Genomic DNA, 25,579 nt, shown 5'->3' with positions numbered 1-25,579 from the left:
GCTCCTTTTAATAGTCGAACAGCGAAAACTGGTTGCTTTCGGGCAGATCTCCGAAGACACCGAGGTCCGCCATAAAGTCGATAATCGTCTTGCTGACCTTGGTGCGGTCGCGGAAATCATCTTTCGAGAGGAATTTTCCGTTTCGTGCCGCAAGGACAACGGCGTCGGCCGCCTTGTCGCCCAGACCCTCGATCGAGTCGAGCGCCGGCATCAGATGTTTGTCATCGTAGACCTGGAAGCGGTGCGCCTGTGCCTTATAGAGGTCCACCGGCACGAAATCGAAGCCGCGGGCGTACATTTCCTGGACAATCTTCATATCCTTGACGGTTGCCTGCTCCTTCTGAGTCAGCGTGTCTTTCCGTTTTTCGTAATCTTTCATATAATATTCCAGCCGGTCGCGTCCCATGCACATGAGCTCGTAGGAAAATGCGGACGCACGAATGGAGAAGTACGCCGCATAGTACGCCAGCGGATAGAAAATTTTATAGTAAGCGATGCGGTACGCCATCATGACGTACGCCGCCGCGTGGGCTTTCGGGAACATGTACTTGATCTTTTTACATGACCAGATGTACCAGTCCGGCACGTCATGTGCCTTCATCTCCTCTTCCCACTCCGGTTTTAAGCCCTTTCCTTTTCGCACACTCTCCATGATCGTAAAGGAAAGCTCACTTTCGAGTCCCTTGTCGATCAGGTAGATCATGATATCGTCCCGGGTACAGATGGCGGTGGAAATCGTCGCCTTGCCCTCCTCGATCAATGTCTGCGCATTGCCGAGCCATACGTCGGTTCCGTGCGACAGACCAGAGATACGGATCAGGTCGGAGAACGACTGCGGCTTCGTGTCCAGAAGCATCTGGATAACGAAATCGGTACCGAACTCCGGCACGCCAAGACATCCAAGCGGGCAGCCGCCGATGTCCTCCGGCTTGATGCCGAGCGCCTCGGTGCTCTTGAACAGCGACATGACCTCCGGGTTATCGAGCGGAATCGTCTGCGCATCAAGGTGCGTGATATCCTCGAGCATACGGATCATGGTCGGATCATCGTGTCCGAGAATGTCGAGCTTTAAGAGGTTGGCATCAATGGAGTGGTAATCGAAATGGGTCGTAATGATGTCGGTTGTCATATCGTTCGCCGGATGCTGCACCGGGGTGAAGGAGTTGATATCCTCACCGAACGGCAGAACGATGATACCGCCCGGGTGCTGGCCGGTGGTACGGCGGATGCCGGTGCATCCTTCCACGATACGGTCGATCTCGCAGTTCCGTTTGTGCTGGCCGCGCTCTTCGTAATAGTTCTTCACGTAACCGAACGCTGTTTTATCCGCCAGCGTACCGATGGTTCCCGCACGGAACGTCTGACCGGCGCCGAAAATAACCTCTGTGTATTTGTGCGCCTTACTCTGGTAATCACCGGAGAAGTTCAGGTCGATATCCGGCTCTTTATTTCCCTTGAATCCAAGGAACGTCTCGAACGGGATATCAAATCCCGCTTTTTTCAGCGGCTTGCCGCAGTTCGGGCAGACGGCGTCCGGCATATCGCATCCGGCGCGGCCGACGTACTCTTTGACGCGCGGCGAATCGAACTCGCTGTAATGACACGACTCGCAGTAGTAATGCGGGCTCAACGGGTTTACCTCCGTGATTCCCGCCATCGTCGCAACGAACGAGGAACCGACGGAACCACGCGATCCTACAAGGTATCCGTCCTCGTTCGACTTCCACACCAGTTTCTGTGCGATGATGTACATAACGGCGTATCCGTTGGAAATAATGGAGTTCAGCTCTCGCTCGAGGCGCGCGGAAACGATCTCCGGCAGCTCCTCGCCGTAGATTTCATGCGCGCGGTCGTAGCAGATTCTACGCAGTGTCTTGTCGGAATCTTCGATGACCGGCGGGAATTTTCCGGCACGGATCGGGGAGATTTTCTCGACAAGGTCGGAGATTTTGCGCGGATTGGTGATGACGACCTCCTCCGCTTTCTCACTTCCGAGATATGAAAACTCTTCAAGCATCTCCTCGGTGGTGCGCAGGAACAGCGGTGCCTGCTCATCCGCGTCATCAAAACCTTTTCCGGTCATGATGATGCGGCGGTAGATCTCGTCCTGCGGATCCATGAAGTGGACGTCGCACGTTGCCACAACAGGCTTATGGAACTGCTCGCCGAGTTTAACAATGCGCCTGTTGATCTCCTTTAAATCCTCCTCGCTCTCTACGGCAGAAACGTCCTCTTTTTTGATCATGAACGCGTTGTTGCCGATCGGCTGGATTTCCAGATAATCGTAGAAGTCCACGAGACGCGCAATCGCCGCATCCGGTTCACCGCGCAGGATTGCCTGGTAAAGTTCGCCCGCCTCGCAGGCAGATCCGATCATCAGACCGTCCTGGTATTTCAGGTAGACGCTCTTTGGCAGCTTCGGCCGGCGGTTGTAGTATTTCAGGTGGGATTCCGACACGAGGCGGTACAGATTGACACGTCCCGTCTCGTTCTTTGCCAGAATGATCGCATGGTACGATGGAAGCTTGCGCACAGCCTCCTCCGATACTTTTCCCTGCGCATTCAGGTCATCCAGAGTCAGAATATTGCGCTCCTCCAGCATTTTTACGAATTTCACGAAAATTTCCGCCGTACAGCCGGCATCGTCCACCGCACGGTGATGGTTTTCCAACGATACGCCGACCGCCTTCGCAACGGTATCCAGCTTGAAACGGTTCAGGCCCGGCAGCAGGAAACGCGCCATGGCGACGGTGTCCGCCGTTGTAAATTCCCGCTCGATCCCCTGCAGGACGCAGTTGTGCTCGATAAAGCTCATATCAAACGAAGCATTGTGGGCAACCATAACGGCTCCCTCACTGAACTCCAGGAATTTCGGCAGCACCGTTTCGATGTCCGGCGCGTCAAGAACCATGTTGTCGTTGATGCCGGTCAGGTTCTCAATCCGGAACGGGATCGGGACTTTCGGGTTAACGAAAGTGGAAAACTTATCGACAATTGCTCCGTTTTCCACACGGACGGCGCCGATCTCGATGATTTTGTTGACAACCGGGGAAAATCCCGTCGTCTCGATATCAAACACAACGTAGCTTCCGTGGATGTCCTGTCCTTTGCTGTTGACAACGATATCTTTCAAGTCGTCGACGAGATAAGCCTCCATGCCGTAGATGACCTTGAACGGAGCCGAAACTTTTTTCAGCTCATCTTTTGTCGCATCCGGGTGCTCTGCCTGGTATTTTTTCCGGTAAGCGCCGTCGATCGCCTCGATTGCATGGTTTGCCTCCGGGAAGGACTGCACCACGCCGTGGTCAGTGATCGCGATCGCCGGATGGCCCCACTCGTAGGCACGCTGTACCAGACGGGCAGCATCGGTGACACCGTCCATATCGCTCATCTTTGTATGACAGTGCAGCTCCACACGCTTCACCGGACTCGTATCCTGACGGCCGGTACGGAAATCGGTGATCTTCTTGATGCCCCAGACAGACATAACCGTCAGATCGTGGTCAAATGCATCAACCGTCGTTTTTCCTTTTACTTTAATGAACGCGCCTTTTTTGATCGCATCCTTTAATTCCGGCACTTCCGCGTTCTGGACGAAAATCTTGACGCCGATGGTATCCGTAAAGTCGGTGATCGTGAACATGAAAATCGTACGCTCATTCCGGATCTCGCGCATATCCACACTCTGGACTCTTCCTCGGATGACAACATCACCGATCTCATCGCCGATTTTCAGAATCTCCACGCTCTCATCCTCGAAATCTCTTCCGTACAGCACATCCGGATTGGAGGATTTGCGCGGCTGATTGTCCGCATTCCGGCTGAAACTGCCCTTGCCTTTCTTGAAGGAACCGCGTCCGCCGCCGGAAAAACCTTTTCCCCTTCCGCCGTCTGCTGCTTTTTCTTTTTTCGCCTCGCCGCCCTTGGCTGCTGCGGCTGCTTTTGGCTGTTCGCCTGCTGCTTCCGCCTGCTCTTCCATCCGGTTCTGCTCTTTTTCGCCGAGCATCTCACCGTAATGGGTATGCGCCAGAACGTGGCGCACTTCCTCCCGGATGCGGAGCTCGGAATTTCTCATGGCGCGGCTCTCGCCCTCCGGCTTTCTCATCTCGGTTTCCACGATCAGGTCGAAGCCGCACCGCTCACAGAAGATTTTCTCGAGAATGTGGACCAGCTCCTCCTCGCGCTCCTTTGCCACAACGGAATCCACGAGCACCAGGTGCATTTTGTTCGTCTCCGGGAAGGTAATCTCGGCAGTCGAAAACAGATGATTCAGAAAGACACTGTGGTTTTTCAGCTCGAGCAGGATACTCGGACGGTACACCTCCAGAAAGTTTTCCGGCGTATACTGGCGCGACAGATAGAACCGCTCAATAATCTTCACGCGCAGCGGCACGTTGGAAAAGAGCTGCTCCTCGATCTGGCGCTCCAGCTGATAAATATATTTTTTGTGAATCCACTGATGGCTGACCACATAGATCCGCAGCAGATCTTTTTTCTTATTGATCGATACCCGCGAAACCTCCACGGTATCGAGAAGCTCTGCCATGCCCCCTTCGATTCTCAAATCCGGAAATACTTCCTGAAACTGTTTTTCCATTCCTATTCCTGCTTTCTTTTTTACTTGCCCCAGTGATCCAGCTCGTCCTTTAAGACGGACAGCAGCTCGCTCTCCGGTACTTTTTTCACGATTTCACCTTTTTTAATTAAAATGCCGACGCCTTTTCCGCCTGCAACACCAAGATCCGCCTCTTTTGCCTCGCCCGGTCCGTTGACCACGCAGCCCATGACGGCAACCTTGATATCAAGATCGTAGCCCTGCACCAGTGTTTCCACCTGGTTTGCCAGTCCGATCAGGTCAATCTGGGTTCGTCCGCAGGTCGGACACGATACGACCTCAATGCCGCCTTTTCGAAGTCCCAGGGTCTTTAAGATCCGTTTTGCGGATTTGATTTCCTCGAGCGGATCGCCGGTCAGGGAAACACGGATCGTATCTCCGATGCCCTGATATAAAATAATACCGAGCCCCACTGCCGATTTGATGTTGCCGGAATACAGCGTTCCTGCCTCCGTAATGCCGACATGAAGCGGATGATCCGTCTGGTTCGTGATCAGCTCATGCGCTTTTGCACACATCATCACATCAGACGATTTGATACTGATGACGAGATTGTCATAGCCCATCTCCTCAATGATCCGCACTTTGTCGAGCGCGCTCTCCACCAGGCCCTCTGCCGTTACGCCGTTGTATTTTTCCACCAGCTCTTTTTCGAGTGAACCGCTGTTGACGCCGACGCGGATCGGAATCTGGCGTTCTTTTGCTGCATCTACAACCGCCTGGATCCGGTCGCGGCTGCCGATGTTGCCCGGGTTGATGCGGATTTTATCGGCTCCGTTTTCGATCGCGGCGATCGCCAATCGATAGTCAAAATGAATATCTGCTACAAGCGGAATCGAGATCTGCTTTTTGATCTCGGACAGCGCCTTGGCTGCCTCCATGGTCGGGACGGCGCATCGGATAATGTCACATCCGGCTTCCGTGAGCGCCTGGATCTGCTTTACGGTTGCCTCCACATCTTCTGTTTTGGTATTCGTCATAGACTGGATCAGAATCGGATTTCCGCCTCCGATGACCCGGTCGCCGATTTTCACAACTCGTGTATTTGCTCTGCTCATTGTCTTTCCTCCATTTATTTTCTCCGTGATGGCATAAAAATCTTATTTTATTATAAGACAATTTTTTCTCCGGCACAACCGTCTTTTCTCTTGCAATTTTTTCCCAAATTTTCTATAATGCTAGGAGTGATTTTTTTTATTCAACTGGAAAGGACGACATACAAACGATGAAAAAGATGATCCTCGTAACCTCGCCGCCGGCGTGCGGAAAGACATACATTTCAAAACAGCTCGCCAAGGAGCTGAAACACGTTGTTTATCTCGACAAGGATACGGTCATTCCGCTGTCGAACCGCGTTTTCAAAGCGGGCGGACAGGAAATCAACCGCAGTTCTGATTTCTTCGAGGAGAATATCCGCGATTATGAATATGAAGTAACGGTCAATTTCGGACTGGAAGCACTCGAGTATGACGATATTGTGCTGATCAACGCACCATTCACACGCGAAGTGCATGATGAGAAGTTCCTGAAAGACTTCTCCAAAAAGCTCGCTGACCATGGGGCAAAGCTTGTTGTGATCTGGGTTGTCACAAAACCGGAGATCTGCCACCAGCGCATGATCGACCGCAACTCCGTGCGCGATACGTGGAAGCTGGAGCACTGGGATGAATATGTGAAAACGATCGACTACTCCATCCCGGAAGCACTGAAGAAAATGAGCAGCTGCCTCGATCTGATGCTGTTCTACAATTCTTCGGATGAAGAATATCAGAAATCCATGGAGATGGTTATCTCCCGTCTCGAAGACGAATAACGACTAAACGAAAAAAGAGAATTTTGCCGGACCTCATTTTTACAGTCTGCAAAATTCTCTTTTTATTTATAGAAACTATTTTCACATCCGATACAAAAGATAATCCGCCGCTGCCGCCCACAGCACCCAGGAAACGCAGAGAACTGCGAACACACTCTTATATCCGAGCACGGCAAAGTGGACGCGCCATTTTTCCTTCTGCGTGAATTTCTCCGGGTTTTTGCCTTTTACCATCAGCATTCCGGCGATCACGAACATGCCGAGGGCCGCGATCAGCAGCAGGCCGTCTTTCGCCGCCTCAAGGGCAGCGCGGAACGTGAATCCCCCAAAGAGGAATCCTCCCAGCAGCAGCACAGCTGCCGCAGCGCCGCCGGAGAGCAGGCCGATTGTAAATGCTTTGCCGAGATCACGGCAGATGTTCTTTATCTTTTCCATGTTTTATAATTCCTTATTTTCTTCTAACGCATCGCAGAAATGACATGCCACAAAGTGATTGTTGCCCACGTCTTTTAATTCCGGCATCTGCTGTCGGCAGATGTCTTTTGCGTACTTGCATCTTCCCTGGAATTTGCAGCCCGGCTTCGTGTTGATCGGGCTCGGCACCTCGCCTTCGAGGCGGATTTTTTTGCGGTCGCGCTCTGCCTCTACTTTCGGGTCCGGAATCGGAATCGCGGAGAGCAGTGCCTGTGTGTACGGGTGGCGCGGGTTGGCGTACAGCTCCTCGGATGTCGTCAGCTCGACGAGAGTTCCCAGATACAGAACCGCCACACGGTCGGAAATATGTTTGACCATCGACAGATCATGCGCAACGAAAAGATAGGTCAGACCCATCTTCTTCTGTAAGTCCACAAGCAGGTTGACGATCTGCGCCTGAATCGAAACGTCGAGTGCGGAGATCGGCTCATCAAGAACGATGAACTCCGGCTGCACGGCAAGCGCACGCGCGATACCGATTCGCTGGCGCTGTCCGCCGGAAAACTCGTGCACGAAACGGTTCGCATGCTCGCGGTTCAGTCCGACCAGCTCCAGATATTTGTAGATCATCTCCTGGCGCTCTTTCTTATTCTTTGCCAGATGGTGAATGTCGATGCCCTCGCCGATGATGTCGGCAACGGTCATACGTGGGTCGAGCGATCCATACGGATCCTGGAAGACCATCTGTACCTGTTTTTTGAAGGCAAACCGCTCTTTTCCGTTTAACGCATGGACATCGGTTCCCTTGTAGAGCACCTGTCCGTCTGTCTTGTCATACAGGCCGATGCACGTACGGCCGCACGTTGTCTTTCCGCATCCGGATTCGCCAACCATTCCAAGTGTCTCACCTTTGTAGATATCGAAGGAGACATCATCCACGGCCTTTAAGGTCGCATGGTTTCCGACCTGAAAATATTTTTTCAGATGGGAAACGGAAAAAAGCACTTCTTTTTCGTTATTTTCCATTACAGTTCTCCTCCTTCCAGATTTGGCATTTCTACTTTTGGTGCCATCGGGTGATGGAGCCAGCAGGCAGCCTTATGCTCGCCGCCGAATTCCGTTGCCTCCGGCATCTCTTCCTTACAGATCGGCATACAGTAGCTGCACCGCGTGCAGAACGGACATCCGACCGGCGGGTTTAAAAGATCCGGCGGAGTTCCCGGAATTGTCGCGAGTTCCTGCTTGTTCTTCAGATCCAGACGCGGTACGGAACGGATCAGCGCCCAGGTATACGGGTGACGCGGACGATAGAAAATATCCTCACACGTTCCGCTTTCCACGATAATACCGGAATACATGACAGCAATCTTCTGTGCGATATTCGCCACAACACCAAGATCATGTGTGATCATGATAACGGACGTCTGGTTTTTCTTCTGCAGATTCTTGATAATATCGAGAATCTGTCCCTGAATTGTCACATCGAGCGCGGTCGTCGGCTCGTCACAGATCAGAATTTTCGGATCACAGGCAAATGCAATCGCGATCATAACACGCTGACGCATACCGCCGGAAAATTCGTGCGGATACTGTCTGACACGTTTTTCCGGCTCCGGGATGCCGACCATGCGCAGCATCTCGACAGCCTCCTTTGCCGCTTCCTGTTTTGTCATGTTTTTGTGGCCCATCAGATTTTCCATAATCTGTTTTCCGACACGCATCGTCGGATTTAAGGAAGCCAGCGCATCCTGGAAAATGATTGCACACTCGCCGCCTTTGTAATGCTGCCACTGTTTTTTGTTGTATTTCAGAATATTCTCTCCATTGTAGAGAATTTCACTGTTCTCTTTAATCTCACCCTGCGGGGCCTTGATGATGCCCATGATGGATTTCGCCGTTACAGATTTTCCGCAGCCGGATTCGCCCACAATTGCGAGCGCCTGACCTTTCTCGAGAGAAAACTGTACACCGCGGACTGCCTTTACTTCACCGGCATAGGTGTGATAAGAGACTCTTAAGTTTTTTACTTCCAGAATCGGATTGTTTTGTTCGTTCATATCGTTATCTCCCACTTATTACTGGCGAAGTCTCGGATCCAGGGCATCGCGCAGGCCGTCTCCCAGAAGGTTGAATGCCATAACGATGATACAGAGCACGAGACATGGGAACAGAAGCTGTGACGGATAGAAATCCATGTTCTGCTGTCCCATCGAAATCAGGACACCAAGGCTGATCGATGGTGCCTTGAGGCCGATGCCGAGGAAGCTAAGACCTGCCTCCGTAAAAATAAACATCGGGATTGCCGTCGCCGTATCCAGAATCAGGATACCCAGCATATTCGGTACATAGTGTTTTAAGATGATGCGGAGCGGTTTTGCACCGAGCACCTCCGCCGCGTAAACGTATTCCGTCTCACGGAGCTGTTTGATCATACCGCGCACCTGACGTGCCGTGCTACACCATGCGGTGACACTAAGCGCGACCAGAAGTGCAAACAGGTTATTTCCAAGAATCATCATGATCAGAATCGTAAGAAGCAGAGACGGAATCGAGTTGATAACCTCGATGATCCGCATCAGAACCTCATCGACCCAGCCGCCGAAATGTGCCATCAGCGCGCCATATACCGTTCCAATGATGAGTTTGATTGCCGTTGCAACGATCGCGATGATCAGTGATGCCCGCGCGCCGACCCAGACTCTTGAGAAGAGGTCACGTCCCAGGTTGTCGGTTCCAAACCAGTATTTTGACGATACGCCCTGGTTTTTCTCGGCGATATTCATGGATACATAATCATATCCTTTGATATGCGGTCCGATGATGACCATGACAAGCAGAATGCCGAGCACAACAAGAGATCCCATTGCGATCGGATTTTTGCGGAGCCGTCTCCAGGCGTCCTGCCAGTAGGAAATGGTCGGGCGGTCAATCCGGTTCGCATCTTCCTCGGTGTATCCTATTACTTTAAATTTTTCCGGTGTTAATGCTGCCATAATATCCTCCTTATCTGCTCTTTCCTGTCAGACTGATTCTCGGGTCAACGACCACGTACAGCAGGTCCGTGATAAAGAGAACACCGATGTAAAGTGCTGCGATAATAACCGTCTCTCCCATGATAATGGAAAGATCCTGGTTATTGACCGCCGTCACATAATACTGTCCGATTCCCGGGATGGAAAAGATGCTCTCGATGAAGAAGGAGCCTGTGATACACATGGCAACCGACATCGGAAGCTGTGTGATAACCGGGATAAACGAGTTCCGAAGGATATGGCGGCGGATAATCTGTCCGCGGCTTAAGCCCTTCGATTCAGCAGTCAGCACGTAATCCTGATTGATCACATCGAGCATCGAGGTTTTCAGCAGACGCGCATACGTTGCGATATAAGAAAAGCATCCTGTCAGGGTCGGAAGAATCGTGTATTCCCATCCTCCGAACCACAGATCCTTTCCCGCAGGCCAGCCGATCGTCGGCAGAACCTTCAGGTTACCTGCGAAAATTTTCTGAAGCATCAGACCAAAGATCAGGTTCGGAATGGAAATCAAGAGGACCGACAGGGCGATCACCATATAGTCCCAGAAGCTTCCCCTCCTCATTGCCGCAAGAATTCCAAGCAGCAGACCGATCGTGATACCGACCAGCACCTGCTGGATACCAAGGCGGGCGGATACCGGAAGACGGTCATGAATCAGCTTCTGTACCGTCTGTCCCGCATAGACAACAGATTCCCCGAACTCTCCCTTGCAGATTCCCTTCATTGTGATCACATAGCGCTCCATCATTGGCTTGTCGAGGCCGTAGCGCTTATAGAGGTTTTCCTTTACGGTCGGCGAGAGCTTGCTCGCACGCTCCGTCAGCGGATCTCCCGGAACCGCTTCCAGAAGGAAAAACGTGGCCGTTGCAATCAGAAACAGTGTGATCAGCATTTCTGCAAAACGGCGCAGTAAATATTTTGGCATAAAAATCCTCTCCCTGTCCGGTCTTTTTCGACCGGAATTTTATTATGATAGCGAAAGAAGAGCCTATTGTTTCATAAGCCCTTCTTCCCTCATTTCTTCTGTTTTGCTGCTTTTTTATTTCTGTACAGATGCTCTGTAAAGCTCCTGGCTTGCGCCGAAGGAGGATGTGTAGAAATCTTTTACCCAGTTCTGATAATAGTAATGTTTATCAGAGTAGTACAGCGGTGCAACACCACAATCCTGTGCAACCAGCAGATCTTCCAGCTTCTGGTAAATCTCAAGGCGTTTTGCGTTGTCGTTCTCTCCGGTCAGAGAATCGATCAGGCTGTCGTACTCGCTGTTGCTATAGAGGCCGTAGGAATCATAAACGCCTGTCTTCATGACGTTCAGGAAATCCAGCGGATCGTTGTAATCGCTGAACCATCCGCCTACAAAGATATCGTAGTTCTTGTTATCGCGCTCGTTTGCAAACATCTGGTAATCGCCAACGGTATTCAGCTCTACCTTTACGCCCAGATTCTGGGAAATGGACTGCTGCAGGTACTCTCTCTCGAGCTGATTCTCGGTAGCAGAACCCTGGGACAGCAGTGTAATGGTGATGTCTTCCGGTTTGTCGGTGATACCAAGCTCATCAAGGCCTTTCTGGAACAGTGCTTTTAACTTGTCTGCATCGCCTGCATACTGCTCATATTCCTCTTTCATCGTCTCCGACGCCTGCTTGCGGTAGGAAGTTCCGTCGAGCGTGATCGCCGGGGAAACGAAGCCGTAAGCTGCGGTGTATCTTCCGTAAACAGCTGATACCATCTCCTCACGGTTGATGGAGTAGGAAATTGCCTTGCGGATGTTTACGTTTTTCATCAGACCGGATTTTCCGCCCTCAGACTGCTCGTAGCACAGAACCATAGTTCCCGGGTACTCGGTGGTCATGGTCTGCATATTGCCTGCTTCTACTTCTTTGTCATATTTTGCAATGTAATCGCCTGCTGCATCGAAAACGTCCAGCTGTCCGTTATCGAACATGGTTGCTGCTGTTGCGTTCTCTGCTACACAGTACCAGTTTACCTGATTCAGTTTTACGTTGTCCTTATCCCAGTACTGGTCATTTTTCACCCATGTCATGGAGTTATCTTCTACCAGGTTGGTCATGGCAAACGGTCCGTTGTAGACACATTTTGTCCAGTCTTTTCCCCACTGGTCTCCGGCTGCCTCTGCGACATCCTGACGGGTCGGGTAAAGCGGAGTTGCTACCAGCTTGGACTGGAAGGTCGGATCCGCTACCTTTAAGGTAACCTCGAAGGTGTAATCGTCAACTGCTTTGATTCCGATCTCATCGGCAGAACCCTGTCCGTTATAATACTCCTCTGCTCCTACTACGTTGAACAGGTAGAAAGAATAGGAATAGCCGTATTCCGGATTTAACAGACGTTTCCAGCCGTACTCATAATCTGCTGCGGTAACCGGCTGTCCGTCGGACCATTTGGCATCCTTTCTCAGATGGAAAGTGTAAACCAGTCCGTCATCGGATACGTCCATGGATTCTGCACCGGCATACTCGAAACGGTCTCCGTTTCATCTGCCACGTCACGCATCAGTCCTTCGTAACACTCTCCCATCATCCAGCGCCATCCCATATCCTGCACATCGAAATTGTTTCCAAAGGCTACTGCACGAAGATTGATCTGTCCGTCCACTTCGCCTGCAGTCTCCGGTGCTGCTGAATCCGTTGCTGCTGAATCTGCTGCTCCAGTACTGGTTGATGCCGCCGTGGCATTGTCAGCAGTTGCTACCTGTGTCTCTCCGCTGCTTCCGCATCCGGCCAGAAGACCGGCTGCCATGCATCCTGCCAGAAGCAGAGAAACGACTTTGTTTCTTTTTCTCATTGATGTTCCTCCTTTTTTCCGCAGACCTTCCCCGGCAGATCCGGCTGTGTCTGCACACGGGCCATTGTATTTCATATAATTATCCTGAATTTTTTCTCTTGTTCGGACAATAACACAAAATAATACCTTGTTTTTTCACTTTTTCCATGCGATTTTAGCCCAACTTTTATCAGAATATCGGGAAATATCTGTTTTGTCAATCCTTTTCCCGTAAATTTTGCGTTTTCTGTTTTTTGTGTCACGGTTACGCAAAAAAGAAAGAGACCTCCGTTACACACAGCAGTCTCTTTTCCTTTTTCCCTTGCTTTTCTCTTTTATTCCGCTTTTGCATCCATCTGCCGCAGGCTGTGGATCAGCTCCTCACAGATCTCCAGCTCGCTCTTTCCGTCCGTCTCGATGATAATATCGGCTGCGGCCTCATATTTCTCACGGCGCTTGCTCATCAGATCTGCAATAAACGGAACGGTTTTGTTGTTCTCAATCAGCGGTCTGTCGTGGCTGTCTTTGACACGGTCTAAAATCGTCTCCGGCTTTGCAGTCAGAAGAACAACGCGGCCGTTCTTTTTCATCTCTACAACGTTGCACTCACGCATCGGAGTTCCGCCGCCGCACGAAATGACAACGTTTGTTCTCGACTGCATTTCAATCAGAAGATTCGTCTCGCAGTCACGGAAATACTGTTCGCCGTAAGTCTCAAAAATATCGGAGATGCTCATACCGGCACGCTCTGCGATGATCTGATCCATCTCGATGATATCCATGGCAAACACGGTTTTGAGATAATCGGAAATGGTGCTCTTTCCGGCTCCCATGAAGCCAATCAGTACAATATTATAATTGAACAGCTTTCTTGCCTGAATCTTTTTACTGTTTCTTGTGATGCTCTCGAAAACATCCGCCACTTCGTTTTTATGGCGTTTTTCCTGCATCCGGCGTTCCAGCCATTCCTTCTGTTTTGCTTCCTGCTCCGGCTGGAGAATCGGCACGTTATTTGCTTCTTTATATACCATAATGTCCTCGACAATACGGTTTCTCATCAGCAGCGCATCCAGAATAATCTCATCGCACTGTCCGAGGCTCTCTCGTAATACTTCCAACTGATTCATGTTTTATCCTTTCCAGACTTGTGTGTACTTGTTCGCACAGCCCTCTTCCGGTATTTTTGTCGTATTTTTTGACATTTTCTGTTATTATAGCAGTTGTCCTCCGGAATCACAACAAAAATTTGCACAAAGGTGCGAAAAGCCCATGGAATCTTTTCAGAAATCCATGGGTTTTGGTATATTTTTATTTAAGATCGTCTTTCGAATCCGCATGATACCTGTTCTCCCAGGCATCTTCTGTGGATAACTTCTCCTCAGAGTTCAGAAAACTCAGCTCTGCCCCCCCCCCGATTTCAGATTCTTTTTCAGCTTTTCAATCTGAATCGAAGTCTGTTTTTCTTCGGATATGGTGTTCAGCTCCTCGCAGATGGCATCTTTGATATCGAGCAGACACTCGAGCATCAGCGGGCTGAAGGTACCGCACTCGCCGTTCAGGATCATCTCGATGGCTTTCTCGTGCGTGTATGCCGATTTGTAGACACGCTCGCTTGTCAGCGCATCGTAAACATCGGCAATCGATACAACCTGGGCTGCAATCGGGATCTCCTCACCTTTTAAGCCGTCCGGGTAACCCTTTCCGTCGTACCGCTCATGATGCCAGCGACAGATCTGGTACGCAATCTGTACCAGCTTCTCGTCCTGATACAGTTCCAGGCTCTTCAGCATGGACGCTCCGATCAGGGTATGTTTCTTCATCTCCTCGAACTCTTCTTTCGTCAGCCTTCCCGGCTTATTTAAAATGTTTTCGTCAATGCCCATCTTTCCGATATCGTGCAGCGCGGATGCCGTTGTGATCATCAGCTGATCGGACCAGCTTAAGTGGTAGCGGTCTGTCTTCTGTACCAGACGCTCGAGGAGCATACTGGTCAGAACGTTGATGTGGTGGACATGAAGTCCGCTCTCGCCATTCCGGAATTCCATGATATGGCTCAGGATACTGATCATCATCTGATTGTTTTTCTCTTTTTCGTAAATCTGCTCGGTGACGAGCGTCACGAGACGGCGCTGTTTTGCATATAATTTGATCGTGTTGAAGACACGCTGGTAAACAACTTTTGCATCAAACGGACGACTGATATAATCGGATACGCCCTGCTCATACGCACGGCGCACAAATGCGGTGGAATCCTCGCTCGATATCATGATGACCGGAACCTCTTCGATCCAGTGGTTGCGGTTCATGTAGTCAAGCACTCCGAAACCGTCCATGCCCGGCATGACGATATCCAGAAGGATCAGCGCAAGGCCTGTTCCGTATTCTTCCAGCAGACGCAGGCACTCTTCGCCGGTGGAAGCCTCGATGATATCGTATTCATCCTGCAGAATCTCCGAGAGGATGATACGGTTCATCTCGGAATCATCCACGATCAGGATGCGCTGTTTTTCTCTGCGGTTTTCCTGACGGACAACATCGTCCTGACAACCCAGGATCTGGTCTTTCTCGGTGACAACCATGTTTTTCCGTTGTTTTGCAAGATACATCAGCTGGTCGGCACGCATCGCAGCTTCGCCGATCGTCTCATCTCTTGTCAGAACACCTCCTACGCTGACGGAAAGACGCATCTTCGAGTAGCCCGGCACCTGTGCCTCATGGATCTGTGACTGAATCTGTTTTAATTTCTGTACAAAGTTTTCCTCATCCATCTCCGGCAGAACCAGCAGAAATTCGTCTCCTCCTAAGCGGATCAGACGGTCGGTACGTCGGGTGCAGCGGTTGACGGTCTTTACAATGGTGTCAAGCGCCATATCTCCGGCATTGTGGCCGTATGTATCGTTGTATAATTTGAAATCATCGAGATCGATCATGGCTACGCCGCAGCAAAAGCTGGCGTCCCGGATCTGGTCTTCGAAGTAGCGGCGGTTGAATACTCCGGTCAGCGCGTCACGATACAGCTCTTCGCTGTAGCTGTTCAGCTTGCTTACCAGATTCTGGCGTCCTTCGGAGTCCATCAGTGTTTCATCGTCGAGACGGTTGATCATCTCGATCACGCATGGTTCTCCTTCGATCTCCACGTATCTTGCAATGACCTGATACACATTCGACGCAATGCATTCCAGTTTTGATTTCTGCGATTTCTCCCGCAGGGCTTTTTCGGAAATACAGTTAAGGCACGGCATCGCTTTGTTCCATACTGCGTAGCATTCACACAGCTTGCCATTCTCTTCATCGATAATAAAATCTCCGATCTCATCCGGACGGAGAACCCGCACATACATGAAAATATTCTTCAGATGTTCCACCAGACGTTCTGCCTGTTTCTGTGTCATCTGAACATCCTTAGAAGGCTCTTTCTTATTTATTTTTTCACATTCCGGCAATTCGGTCTGATTCATCTGTTTCCCTCTCTTCTCCCCGGTACACACAAAACTTCATTACCCCTTTGTGTGCTTCCGCGTTTTGCTACATTTTCCCATTTTAATTACAGTTATACATAATAGTGTAACGATTGTTTCCCGTTTCGTCAAGAAAAAAGTGTACAAAAACCGTCCTGTAATGGAAATTTATTCAAAAAAACCGACCGTTTTTACGCGGTCGGTTTTTTCTTCTTATCATAGAAGACACGGCTGTATAACTGCGGATAGATGTTGCTGCAGGAGAGCGCCGGTCCTTCAATATAGCGGTAATGATCGAAATCGTAAACACCGTAATCCGGCTCGGAGTTATCCAGCCAGAAAGCATTGATGCCGTAATCGTAGTAGTTCTTCTTGCATACGTCCCAGACATATTTTCTTGTCTCCGGATTGAACACGTCGATCTCAACGCAGTCACCCTGGAAATCGTATGTCTGCTTTTTCGCGCAGACTGTCCCTGTATGTTTTTCATTTTATTAGATTTTTTGTCTGTTTCTTGAAGTTTTTATCCGATTTCTAACACTATTTTGATCTTTTTACCAAATTTGCGGAATGGGCTTTATTTTTAACTGCACAAATTCCATTTCTTATGATAGAATATTTACGAAAAAATAAAGTATCTGATTCACTATACTTTGATTCACAATAAAATGAGGGAGTAATCCATGATTCAAACGAAAGATTCGAACTTAACCTTCCGCCCGCTGACCATCGACGACGCAGAGCAGTACAATGCACTTCTGCGCTACGCCTTTCAGGTTACAGAGCAGGAGCTTTCCGAAAGCGGATGGAAAGACGATGAAATCAAGCAGTCCAAATTCCCGGTTCTCGTCCGTGCCGATGTGCTCGGCTGTTTCTGCGAGGAGGATCTGGTATCACAGTTTGCGGTTTATCCGCTGGACATGAATATCTACGGTGTCCGCTATCCCGTCGGTTTTGTCACCAGCGTCTGCACCTACCCGGAATACACCGGCCAGGGCATCATGAAAAAGCTGATGATCCGGAGTCTCACGCGCATGCGGGAAAACCACCGTTCCTTTGCGCTTCTCTATCCCTACTCTATTCCGCTCTACCGGAATCTCGGATGGGAAATCATTTCCAATAAGATGACGTACACCATCAAGGACACGCAGGTGCCGCGGAAACTCAAAGCCCCTGGCTATGTGCGCCGCGTGGCATGGGATGACAAGGATTTCAAGGAACTACATACCAAATTTGCTTCGAAGACGCACGGCTGCCTCTACCGCAACAATCTGGCGTGGGAAGAATATTTCCGCTGGGATGAGGATGATACCGTCGTTGCGATCTACTATTCCGCTGATGATGTGCCGTACGGCTACATGGTCTATCTGATCAGCTCCGATATCATGCATATCAAAGAGATGATCTATCTGAACCGCGAAGCGCAGCTGGGACTCTGGGAGTATATTCATGCGCACGATTCCATGATCGATGAGGTCAAAGGAAATAACTACTACAGTGAACCCATCGCGTTCGAGCTTGAGGACAGCGATATCAAAGAAACGATTCGCCCGTACTCGATGGGGCGTATCATCGATGTCGTGCAGTTTATGGAACATTACGCCTGCGACCCCGACGAGCCGGATGTGTGTATCCGTTTTGAGATCGAGGATGAGCTGCTTCCGTGGAACAATGACAGCTTCACATTCTTCTTTGAAAAAGGACACTGTGTGCCGACCGACCGCGAGCCGGACCATGTGATGAAAATGACGATCGCATCGCTCACGACACTGCTGCTCGGCTACAAGACGGCTTCCAAGCTGTATGAGATGGCGCGCATCGAAACGACGCCGCAGACTGTGGAATGCCTGGATGACCTGCTCTTCCACCATATTCCATATGTTTCGGACTATATTTAATTTATTTTACGCATTGCAAAAGAGGGACTCCCGTGAAAGGAATCCCTCTTTTTCTATGTAACATTTTTTAGTTTTCTTCCAGTTTGATTTTCTCCTGCAGCACAACGCAGCCTGCCATATCGCCGATGACGTTGACGCATGTGGCACCCATGTCACACAGTGTGTTGATGCTGATGTAAACGCCCATGACGCCGGCCGGAAGACCTGCCATCGTGGCGAGTGCTGCGAATGATGCGATCGCGCCGCCCGGGATACCCGGTGTTCCGACAGAAAGCAGGACGTTGGCAAGCAGAATGATCACCATCATCGAAATGCTGACGTTGATGCCGCAGGCATTTGCGAAGAACATGATCATAAACGACATCAGGATCGATACCGCATCCATATTGACGGTGGCACCGAGCGGGATTGCGATACTGCTGATCTGGTTCGAAACGCCGAGTTCTTTCTCGACACAGCGCTTGCTGATTGGGATCGTCGCGGAACTGGAACATGTTCCGAATGCATTCAGGGCTGCCGGCATGATCGCCTTAAAGAACTTGACCGGACTCGTCTTTCCGATGAGTTTTACAGCGCCGCCGTAGACGACGATCGCAAATCCATAGAATGCCACATACAGAATGATGAGCTGGGTTGCCAAGGAAACGATGGTTTTGGTTCCGTTTGCCTCGACAACCGGCACGATCGTACAGAAGACACCGATCGGGGTGAAGTACATAACGGTGCTGATGACTTTTAAACAGACCTCATTCAGGGAGTCGATCACGTTTAAGAGCGGCTGTCCCTTCTCTCCGACCGCAATCAGCGTAAAGCCGACAACGACAGCGAACACGAGTACCTGGAGCATGTTGCCCTCCGCAAACGCCTTCACCGGGTTGGACGGGATCAGGTTTTTGATCGTGTCGAGGATGCTGGTCATCTCGGTCGCCTGGATATCGGAAGTTGCCATCTCAAAATGGACTCCCTTTCCGAGGCGGATCAGTCTTGGAATGATAATGCCGACTGCACTTGCAATCGCGGTGGTGCACAGGAAGAAAATCATCGAGTAGCCGGTGATCTTACCTGTCGTTTTTGCATTTCCGATGCTGCAGATACCCATGACAATTGAGCAGAATACCATCGGGAAAATCATCATATTCAAGGCGTTCATGTAGATGCCGCCGATGACGCCGGTTACGGTCAGAATCGGCGTAAAGCGGTCCGCCAGAAGAAGTCCGGTTAAGATACCGAGAATCAGTCCGGTAAAGATCGCACCTGTAATATGCTTCTGATACCATGCATAAAACTTTTTCATATGTTCTCTCTTCTCTCCTTTTTCACAGAGTAAGAGGCAGGTGTCCCTGTATCTTCTACCTGCCTCTTCGCATACAGCCATCTTATCACACAACCGCGGATAATTCCACTTAAAAATGGATTTATCCGCGGTTTTTCTGGCTTTTGGTCTTTTTTTCTTTTTTATACGGCTGCTGCCCGGCTGTGGACTTTCTTCCGCACAATCAGATAGCAGATCACCTGCATGATAATCGTGATGATCCACGATCCCGGATACGAAATGAACAGCACATACAGCGAGCGGTGCTGCGGGAAAATGCCGAAGATCCACACGATTCGCGTTCCGACCGTTCCGATGACGGACAGAATCATCGGCACCGCCGAGCATCCCATACCGCGCAGGCTCCCGGGAAGAGGTCCATGATGCCGCAGAGGAAATACGGAACCGTCGTGATCGACAGAATTTCCATACCGCAGCGGATAACCTCCGGGTCCCCGGTGTAAATCTGCAGGATTTCCGTACCGAACAGATACGCGCCGCCACCCATCACCAGTGCCATGCCGCTGGAGAGAATCAGGCAGTCGATCAGCACCTTATCCATTCGTTTGTATTTTCCGACACCGTAGTTCTGGCTTGTGAAGCTCATGCACGCCTGGGTGACGGAGTTGACTGAGGTGTATAAAAATCCCAGCACATTGTTGGCCGCCGTGTAGCCTGCCATTGCAATCGAACCGAAGGAATTGACGGATGACTGCAGCAGCACGTTCGAGAAGTTGATGACGGTACTCTGAATACCCGCCGGGATGCCGACCTGGAAAATCGGGATGATGTAATCCTTTTTCAGGCACAGCTTCGAAAACCGGAGCTGATAACTTCCCTCGCTCTTATAGAGGCACCGCAGAACCAGCACGCAGGAGATCGCCTGCGAAACCACCGTTGCAATCGCCACACCTGCCACGTCGAGACTGAACACGATCACGAGGAACATATTCAGACCAGCGTTGATCACACCCGATACAATCAGGAAATACAGCGGCCGCTTCGTGTCGCCGACGGCACGCAGAATCGCCGCACCGTAGTTGTACAGCATGAAAAACGGCATTCCCATAAAGTAAATTCTCATATACAATGCCGACTGATCAATGACATCCGCCGGTGTATCCATCAGCTCCAGCGCGCCTTTTGCAAAAAATACGCCCACAAACGCCATCACAACGCCGCTGATCAGCGCCAGCATGATCGATGTATGTACCGTTTCCGACATCTCCCGGTCGCGCCCCGCTGCATAATACCGCGCCGCAAGCACATTCGCACCGAGCGAGATTCCCATAAACAGGTTGATGAACACGTTGATGAGTGCCGTTGTCGATCCGACAGCCGCAAGCGCCTGGCTTCCGCTGAACCGTCCGACGACGATGATATCCACCGCGTTGAACATCAGCTGCAGAATGCCGGACACCATCAGCGGCAGCGAAAAGGAAATCAGCTTGTCCATAATCGTGCCGTTGCACATGTCGATTTCATATTTGTTCTTTTTCAAAAATACTCCTCCTTCTTTTGTAGCAGATATGCAGTCTTACACCGCAGACATATACAGAAATGATACCACTTTTTTCCGGTTCTGCACAGAGACTTTCCATAATTTATTGACTTCTGTAAAGTCCACAGGTAAAATAAATACAATTACAGTTTTTCTGTATATAAATCAAGGACAGGAGAGAACCTATGAAAAAAATATGGATTACAGGTGCCGAAGGCCACATCGGTACTGCCCTTCTGGAACTGCTGGAGGGTGTGGAATATCAGCTTCTTCCAACGGATATTCACGAGGTTGATATTACCAAAATCGATGAAGTCACACAGTTCGTTTATGTCAACCGTCCCGACGTTATCATCAACTGCGCCGGTATGACCGACGTTGCCGAGTGTGAAAAAAACATCGACGAAGCCTATCGTGTCAATGCCATCGGTGTGCGCAACGTAGCGCTTGCCGCCAATGATATCGACGCAAAGGTTATTCAGATCTCAACGGATGACGTCTTCGACAAGGAATCCCGCATCCCGTACAACGAGTTTGATACCGTACATCCGCGTACGATCTACGGAAAATCAAAAGAGGCCGGAGAGAAAATCCTGACACAGCTTTTGAACCGCTTTGTCATCATCCGAAGCTCCTGGATTTACGGGATCGGCCGCGATTTTGTGGACGAAGTACTCCGTAATGCGGCAAAGGGCGGCACGATGGAGGTTCCAAACAACCAGTATGCGGCTCCGACCAGTGCTTTTGAGCTTGCGCGCGTGATCTGCCACTTTATCGACAACGAGGAGTATGGTCTGTACCACGTTGTCTGCCCCGGAAGCTGCAGCCGCTATGAGTTTGCAAGAACCATCCTCGAGTATACCGGAAAAACCGGTGACCTTGATCTCTACCCGGTTGTCGCACGCGATGATGTCCGCCCGACCTATTCTGTTCTGGACAACATGATGCTCCGCCTGACCGGTATTCCTGAGCCGCCCGACTGGAAAACGGCACTGAAAGAATATCTCGAAGAAACCGGAGGAATCGAATAATGGTCCGAAACAGAAAAGAAACAACGGAAAAGTCAAAAAAGAAGCCCGGGCTTTCCACCCAGATTTTTATTGCCCTGCTGGCCGGTGCGCTGCTCGGCGTGGTGATTCACTATTGGATCCCGTCCAGCTATATCAAGGACACCGTCATCGTAGAAGGTGTGCTGTATGTCATCGGACAGGGCTTTATCCGCCTGATGCAGATGCTTGTCGTACCGCTTGTCTTCTGCTCCCTCGTCTGCGGAAGTATGTCCATCGGAGACAGCAAAACCCTCGGAAAGGTCGGCGTAAAAACGATCGGCTTTTACCTTGTTACCACAGCACTTGCCGTCTGCATCGCACTTGGAACCGCCTTGCTCATTCACCCGGGGCTCGGACTTAACATGAGTGCGGTTCAGAAAGCCGACCTGTCCTCGACAGCAGCAGATTCCAGCGTCAGCCTGGTGGATACACTGCTCAACATCATCCCGAAGAACCCGATTGGTTCCATGGCAAACGGCGATATGCTTCCCATCATCGTATTCGCCCTGTTTGTCGGCGTAATGCTGGCAAAGCTCGGAAACCGCGCTTCGGTCGTTTCCAACTTTATCAGCCAGTTTAACGATGTCATGATGGAAATGACCATGACGGTCATGAAGGTGGCTCCGGTCGGCGTTTTCTGTCTGATTGCACGTACCTTTGCAACGGTCGGCTTTTCTGCGTTCGCACCGATGCTGAAATACATGGGAAATGTAACACTGGCGCTGGCACTGCAGTGCTTCGTCATTTATCAGGTTCTTCTGTTCGTATTCACACGGCTGAATCCGATTAAATTCGTGAAAAAATTCCTTCCGGTTATGGGATTTGCATTTTCCACCGCAACCTCCAACGCGACAATCCCGATGTCGATTGATACACTGAACAAAAAGATGGGTGTCTCGAAGCAGATTTCTTCGTTCACCATTCCGCTCGGCGCAACCATCAACATGGATGGTACCTCCATTATGCAGGGTGTCGCTGTCATCTTCATCGCAGAGGCGTACGGTATTCATCTGACCCCGGCAAACCTCGCAACGGTTGTTGTTACCGCAACACTGGCTTCCATCGGTACCGCCGGTATCCCAAGTGTCGGCCTTGTTACCCTGGCTATGGTACTGAATTCCGTCGGACTGCCAACGGAGGGTATCGCTCTTATCATGGGTATCGACCGTATTCTCGATATGCTGCGTACCGCCGTCAACATCACAGGCGATGCTGTCTGCACAACGATTGTCAGCCATCAGGAAAAGGCGCTCAACCGCGAAGTATTCAATCGCGATTAACTGCAATAAACTGCTTGCGAAAAGCCTTTTTCAGACACGCTCTAAGGCTAAGAAAACGCGTTCCCGTTTTCGGAAACCCCTGTGGTTTCCGGCGGGAACGCGTTTTTCTTATCTTATTTTTCTGTTACAGTTCAAATGCCTGGCGGATGCTGTCGTAATGCAGGAATTTACCTTCTGCGGCGTACCCTTTGATTTCGTCCAATGTAGCAAAACGGTAGCCGTCTGTTTCTTCCTCCTGAAGATGAAGATCTTCGTCTTTGATATCCATCACGAAGCGATAAACATCGACAAAGTAATTGTCTCCCTCATCCGGGTTGATGCGCCGGTAGGTAAAGAGATAACCGCCGTCAGCCTTGCTCACATCGAGTCCGGTTTCCTCTCTGACCTCACGGCGCACGGCCTCCCAGGAGCTCTCTCCTGCCTGTGCCGCGCCGCCGGAAACCTCCCACCAGCCCGGTGCCCAGGCTTTCGTCATGACACGTTTTGTGATAAGAAAGGTCCCATCCGGTCTTGCGATTACGCCGAGTACGGTCAGGTGAAACTCGCCCGGCTTCATATGCCAGTCATTCCGTCTCATCGTACGGCCGGTCGGCTGTTTATTTTCATCATAGATATCCCAGAGTTCCATATCGTGTTTTCTCCTGTCGAACTTCTTCCGAGCCCCATCGCGATTTTTCTTCCCTGTCGCATGGTTCTGAATCATTACAGATACTGTTTAATCTCTTCCATTACATTTTCCAGCGGAATTTGTGTTTTCAGAGTCTTATCGCGGGATGCAACCTCGACAACGCCCTGTTTCATGTTTTTCGGGCTTACGATGATGCGCAGCGGAATGCCGAGCAGGTCGGCATCGGCAAACATTACGCCGGCTCTGACGCTTCTGTCGTCGTAGATCACTTCGATGCCTGCGTTCTGCAGATCCTCGTACAACTTGTCCGCATATGCTCTGACTTCCTCGTCATCGACGCGGACTGCACAGAGGTGTACCTGCCACGGAGCGATAGCTTTCGGCCAGATCGGGCCGTACTCATCGTGATGTGCCTCGCAGACCGATGCTGCCAGACGGCCGACACCGATACCGTAGCATCCCATGATCGGGGTCTTGCTCTCGCCATTTGCATCGACATAGGTCATATTCATGGATTTTGTATATTTGGTTCCAAGCTGGAAGATATTTCCGACCTCGATACCTCTGGAGATCTTCACGGTCTTTTTGCCGCATTTCGGGCAGATGCCGCCCTCCTGGATTTTTGCAAAATCGTGATACTCGGCATTCGGAACGTCGCGCTCCATGTCGAGTCCTTTGTAATGATGCTCTGCCTCGTTGGCTCCGCAGGAAAGGTTGTTTCTTCCCTCGAGGGATTTATCATAGAGAACAACGGCATCTCCGTTCACCTTCAGGTTCACCGGTCCGATATAGCCTGCGTTCAGTCCGCATTCTTCGGTGATCACGGCTGCGTGAACCTGCTCGCCGAGGAAGTTGACCAGCTTCGTCTCGTTGACTTCGAGATCGCCGCGGATGAAAAGGACAACGTATTTATCATCGACATTCTGCTGATAAACAACGGCTTTGCAGGAGTTCTTTGTCTCGTCTCCGAAGAAATTGCAGACGTCTTCAATGGTGTGGACGTTCGGTGTATAAACCTTTTCGAGTGCAGCGGATTCTGCGTCTCTTGCGATGTCGGAAATATTCTCAGCTGCCTCCATGTTGGCTCTGTAATCGCAGGAATCACACAGAACGATGGAATCCTCTCCGACCGGAGTCAGAAGCATGAACTCATGGGAGATGTTGCCGCCCATCATACCGGAATCGGATTTGACAGATACCACCTCCGGCACGCCGACACGCTCGAAGATACGCTCGTATGCTGCGTGGCATTTCTCGTAATACTGCTCCAGATCTTCCTGGCTGGTATGGAAGGAGTAAGCATCCTTCATCGTAAACTCACGCACACGGATCAGGCCGGCTCTCGGACGGGCCTCATCACGGAATTTTGTCTGGATCTGATAGATCATAAACGGATATTTGGTGTAGCTCTGTGCATACTCGCGAACGAGATGTACGGCTGCCTCCTCGTGGGTCATGCCGAGTACCATTTTGGCATTGTTGCGGTCGGTGAAACGCAGCAGCTCATCGCCGATGCTATCGTAACGGCCGGACTCATCCCACAGAGAAGCCGGCATGACAACCGGGAACTGCACTTCCTGGCCGTCGATTTTGTCCATCTCCTCGCGCAGGATCTGCTCGATTTTGCGCACAATGCGGCGCAGCGGCAGATAGGAAGAATAGATTCCGTTTGCCATATATTTGATGTATCCGCCTTTTACCATAATAGCATGGCTGTCGATGACACAGTCAGCAGGTCTTTCTTTGAAGCGCTCTCCTACTAATTTTTCAAGTTTCATTTTCTGATTTCCTC

General features: G+C 50.6%; 18 protein-coding genes and 2 pseudogenes. 4 read left to right on the top strand and 16 right to left on the bottom strand.

From position 1 onward, the window contains the following. Positions 1-7 precede the first annotated feature (7 nt). Together DXA93_RS04395 and ispG are read right to left on the bottom strand one after the other, a co-directional pair. On the bottom strand, positions 8-4,597 hold the full coding sequence (locus DXA93_RS04395; RefSeq protein ID WP_022462662.1) for a PolC-type DNA polymerase III: 4,590 nt from the start codon (positions 4,595-4,597) through the stop codon (positions 8-10). Between the two features lie 20 nt (positions 4,598-4,617). Beyond that, positions 4,618-5,673: a flavodoxin-dependent (E)-4-hydroxy-3-methylbut-2-enyl-diphosphate synthase gene (ispG, locus tag DXA93_RS04390; protein WP_022462663.1), complete on the bottom strand. Its 1,056-nt coding sequence runs from the start codon at positions 5,671-5,673 to the stop codon at positions 4,618-4,620. 167 nt (positions 5,674-5,840) lie between these two features. Here ispG and DXA93_RS04385 point away from each other — a divergent pair, with 167 nt between their 5' ends. Continuing rightward, positions 5,841-6,428 carry an AAA family ATPase gene (locus DXA93_RS04385; RefSeq protein ID WP_117509871.1) on the top strand — a complete coding sequence of 196 codons (588 nt, stop codon included), beginning with the start codon at positions 5,841-5,843 and terminating at the stop codon, positions 6,426-6,428. 81 nt (positions 6,429-6,509) lie between these two features. On the opposite strand, the gene DXA93_RS04380 is transcribed toward DXA93_RS04385, so the two are convergent. The 10 genes and pseudogenes from DXA93_RS04380 to DXA93_RS04330 all read right to left on the bottom strand — a co-directional run. After that, positions 6,510-6,863 (bottom strand): hypothetical protein, encoded by a 354-nt coding sequence (locus tag DXA93_RS04380; protein ID WP_055219923.1) that lies wholly within the window; start codon positions 6,861-6,863, stop codon positions 6,510-6,512. Positions 6,864-6,866: 3 nt separating this feature from the next. After that, positions 6,867-7,868 carry an ABC transporter ATP-binding protein gene (locus DXA93_RS04375; protein ID WP_055219925.1) on the bottom strand — a complete coding sequence of 334 codons (1,002 nt, stop codon included), beginning with the start codon at positions 7,866-7,868 and terminating at the stop codon, positions 6,867-6,869. Next, complete coding sequence (locus DXA93_RS04370) at positions 7,868-8,899, bottom strand: ABC transporter ATP-binding protein (protein ID WP_119207776.1); 1,032 nt, start codon at positions 8,897-8,899, stop codon at positions 7,868-7,870. The genes DXA93_RS04375 and DXA93_RS04370 overlap by 1 nt, the downstream gene beginning before the upstream one ends. An 18-nt stretch (positions 8,900-8,917) precedes the next feature. Next, positions 8,918-9,835 (bottom strand): ABC transporter permease, encoded by a 918-nt coding sequence (locus tag DXA93_RS04365; protein ID WP_119207775.1) that lies wholly within the window; start codon positions 9,833-9,835, stop codon positions 8,918-8,920. Positions 9,836-9,845: 10 nt separating this feature from the next. Further along, the gene (locus DXA93_RS04360; protein ID WP_022462669.1) at positions 9,846-10,802 is read right to left on the bottom strand and encodes an ABC transporter permease; all 957 of its coding nucleotides are present in this window, start codon (positions 10,800-10,802) and stop codon (positions 9,846-9,848) included. A gap of 114 nt (positions 10,803-10,916) precedes the next feature. Then, positions 10,917-12,335, bottom strand: a complete 1,419-nt coding sequence (locus DXA93_RS04355; RefSeq protein WP_119207774.1) for a peptide ABC transporter substrate-binding protein — start codon at positions 12,333-12,335, stop codon at positions 10,917-10,919. Further along, a complete protein-coding gene (locus DXA93_RS04350) occupies positions 12,293-12,682 on the bottom strand; it encodes a hypothetical protein (RefSeq protein WP_147399513.1) in 390 nt (129 codons plus the stop codon). Before DXA93_RS04350 ends, DXA93_RS04355 begins: the two co-directional genes overlap by 43 nt. A gap of 314 nt (positions 12,683-12,996) precedes the next feature. Continuing rightward, positions 12,997-13,788 carry a shikimate kinase gene (locus DXA93_RS04340; RefSeq protein WP_022462671.1) on the bottom strand — a complete coding sequence of 264 codons (792 nt, stop codon included), beginning with the start codon at positions 13,786-13,788 and terminating at the stop codon, positions 12,997-12,999. Positions 13,789-14,055: 267 nt separating this feature from the next. Beyond that, a complete protein-coding gene (locus tag DXA93_RS04335) occupies positions 14,056-16,119 on the bottom strand; it encodes a diguanylate cyclase (RefSeq protein WP_330427248.1) in 2,064 nt (687 codons plus the stop codon). 191 nt (positions 16,120-16,310) lie between these two features. Next, positions 16,311-16,562, bottom strand: a pseudogene (locus DXA93_RS04330) (TIM-barrel domain-containing protein); the annotation flags it as partial. A gap of 240 nt (positions 16,563-16,802) precedes the next feature. Here DXA93_RS04330 and DXA93_RS04325 point away from each other — a divergent pair. Further along, a complete protein-coding gene (locus DXA93_RS04325) occupies positions 16,803-18,017 on the top strand; it encodes a GNAT family N-acetyltransferase (protein WP_022462381.1) in 1,215 nt (404 codons plus the stop codon). A 67-nt stretch (positions 18,018-18,084) separates the two neighbouring features. On the opposite strand, the gene DXA93_RS04320 is transcribed toward DXA93_RS04325, so the two are convergent. Then, positions 18,085-19,311 carry a dicarboxylate/amino acid:cation symporter gene (locus DXA93_RS04320; RefSeq protein ID WP_055219933.1) on the bottom strand — a complete coding sequence of 409 codons (1,227 nt, stop codon included), beginning with the start codon at positions 19,309-19,311 and terminating at the stop codon, positions 18,085-18,087. 161 nt (positions 19,312-19,472) lie between these two features. Next, positions 19,473-20,803: pseudogene (locus DXA93_RS04315) on the bottom strand (MATE family efflux transporter). A gap of 212 nt (positions 20,804-21,015) precedes the next feature. Here DXA93_RS04315 and rfbD point away from each other — a divergent pair. Both rfbD and DXA93_RS04305 read left to right on the top strand, forming a co-directional pair. Next, positions 21,016-21,861: a dTDP-4-dehydrorhamnose reductase gene (gene rfbD, locus DXA93_RS04310; protein ID WP_022462384.1), complete on the top strand. Its 846-nt coding sequence runs from the start codon at positions 21,016-21,018 to the stop codon at positions 21,859-21,861. After that, positions 21,861-23,159, top strand: a complete 1,299-nt coding sequence (locus tag DXA93_RS04305; RefSeq protein WP_022462385.1) for a dicarboxylate/amino acid:cation symporter — start codon at positions 21,861-21,863, stop codon at positions 23,157-23,159. The genes rfbD and DXA93_RS04305 overlap by 1 nt, the downstream gene beginning before the upstream one ends. 124 nt (positions 23,160-23,283) lie before the next feature. On the opposite strand, the gene DXA93_RS04300 is transcribed toward DXA93_RS04305, so the two are convergent. Both DXA93_RS04300 and DXA93_RS04295 read right to left on the bottom strand, forming a co-directional pair. Further along, complete coding sequence (locus DXA93_RS04300) at positions 23,284-23,787, bottom strand: NUDIX hydrolase (protein ID WP_022462386.1); 504 nt, start codon at positions 23,785-23,787, stop codon at positions 23,284-23,286. Between the two features lie 74 nt (positions 23,788-23,861). Then, positions 23,862-25,565, bottom strand: coding sequence for a proline--tRNA ligase (locus DXA93_RS04295; protein ID WP_022462387.1), 1,704 nt, complete (start codon positions 25,563-25,565; stop codon positions 23,862-23,864). Positions 25,566-25,579 lie beyond the last annotated feature (14 nt).

The organism is Blautia sp. OF09-25XD (genome assembly GCF_003482095.1).
In the GTDB taxonomy this organism is placed as follows: domain Bacteria; phylum Bacillota; class Clostridia; order Lachnospirales; family Lachnospiraceae; genus Fusicatenibacter; species Fusicatenibacter saccharivorans.
This window is presented reverse-complemented; position numbering and strand designations above follow the sequence as displayed.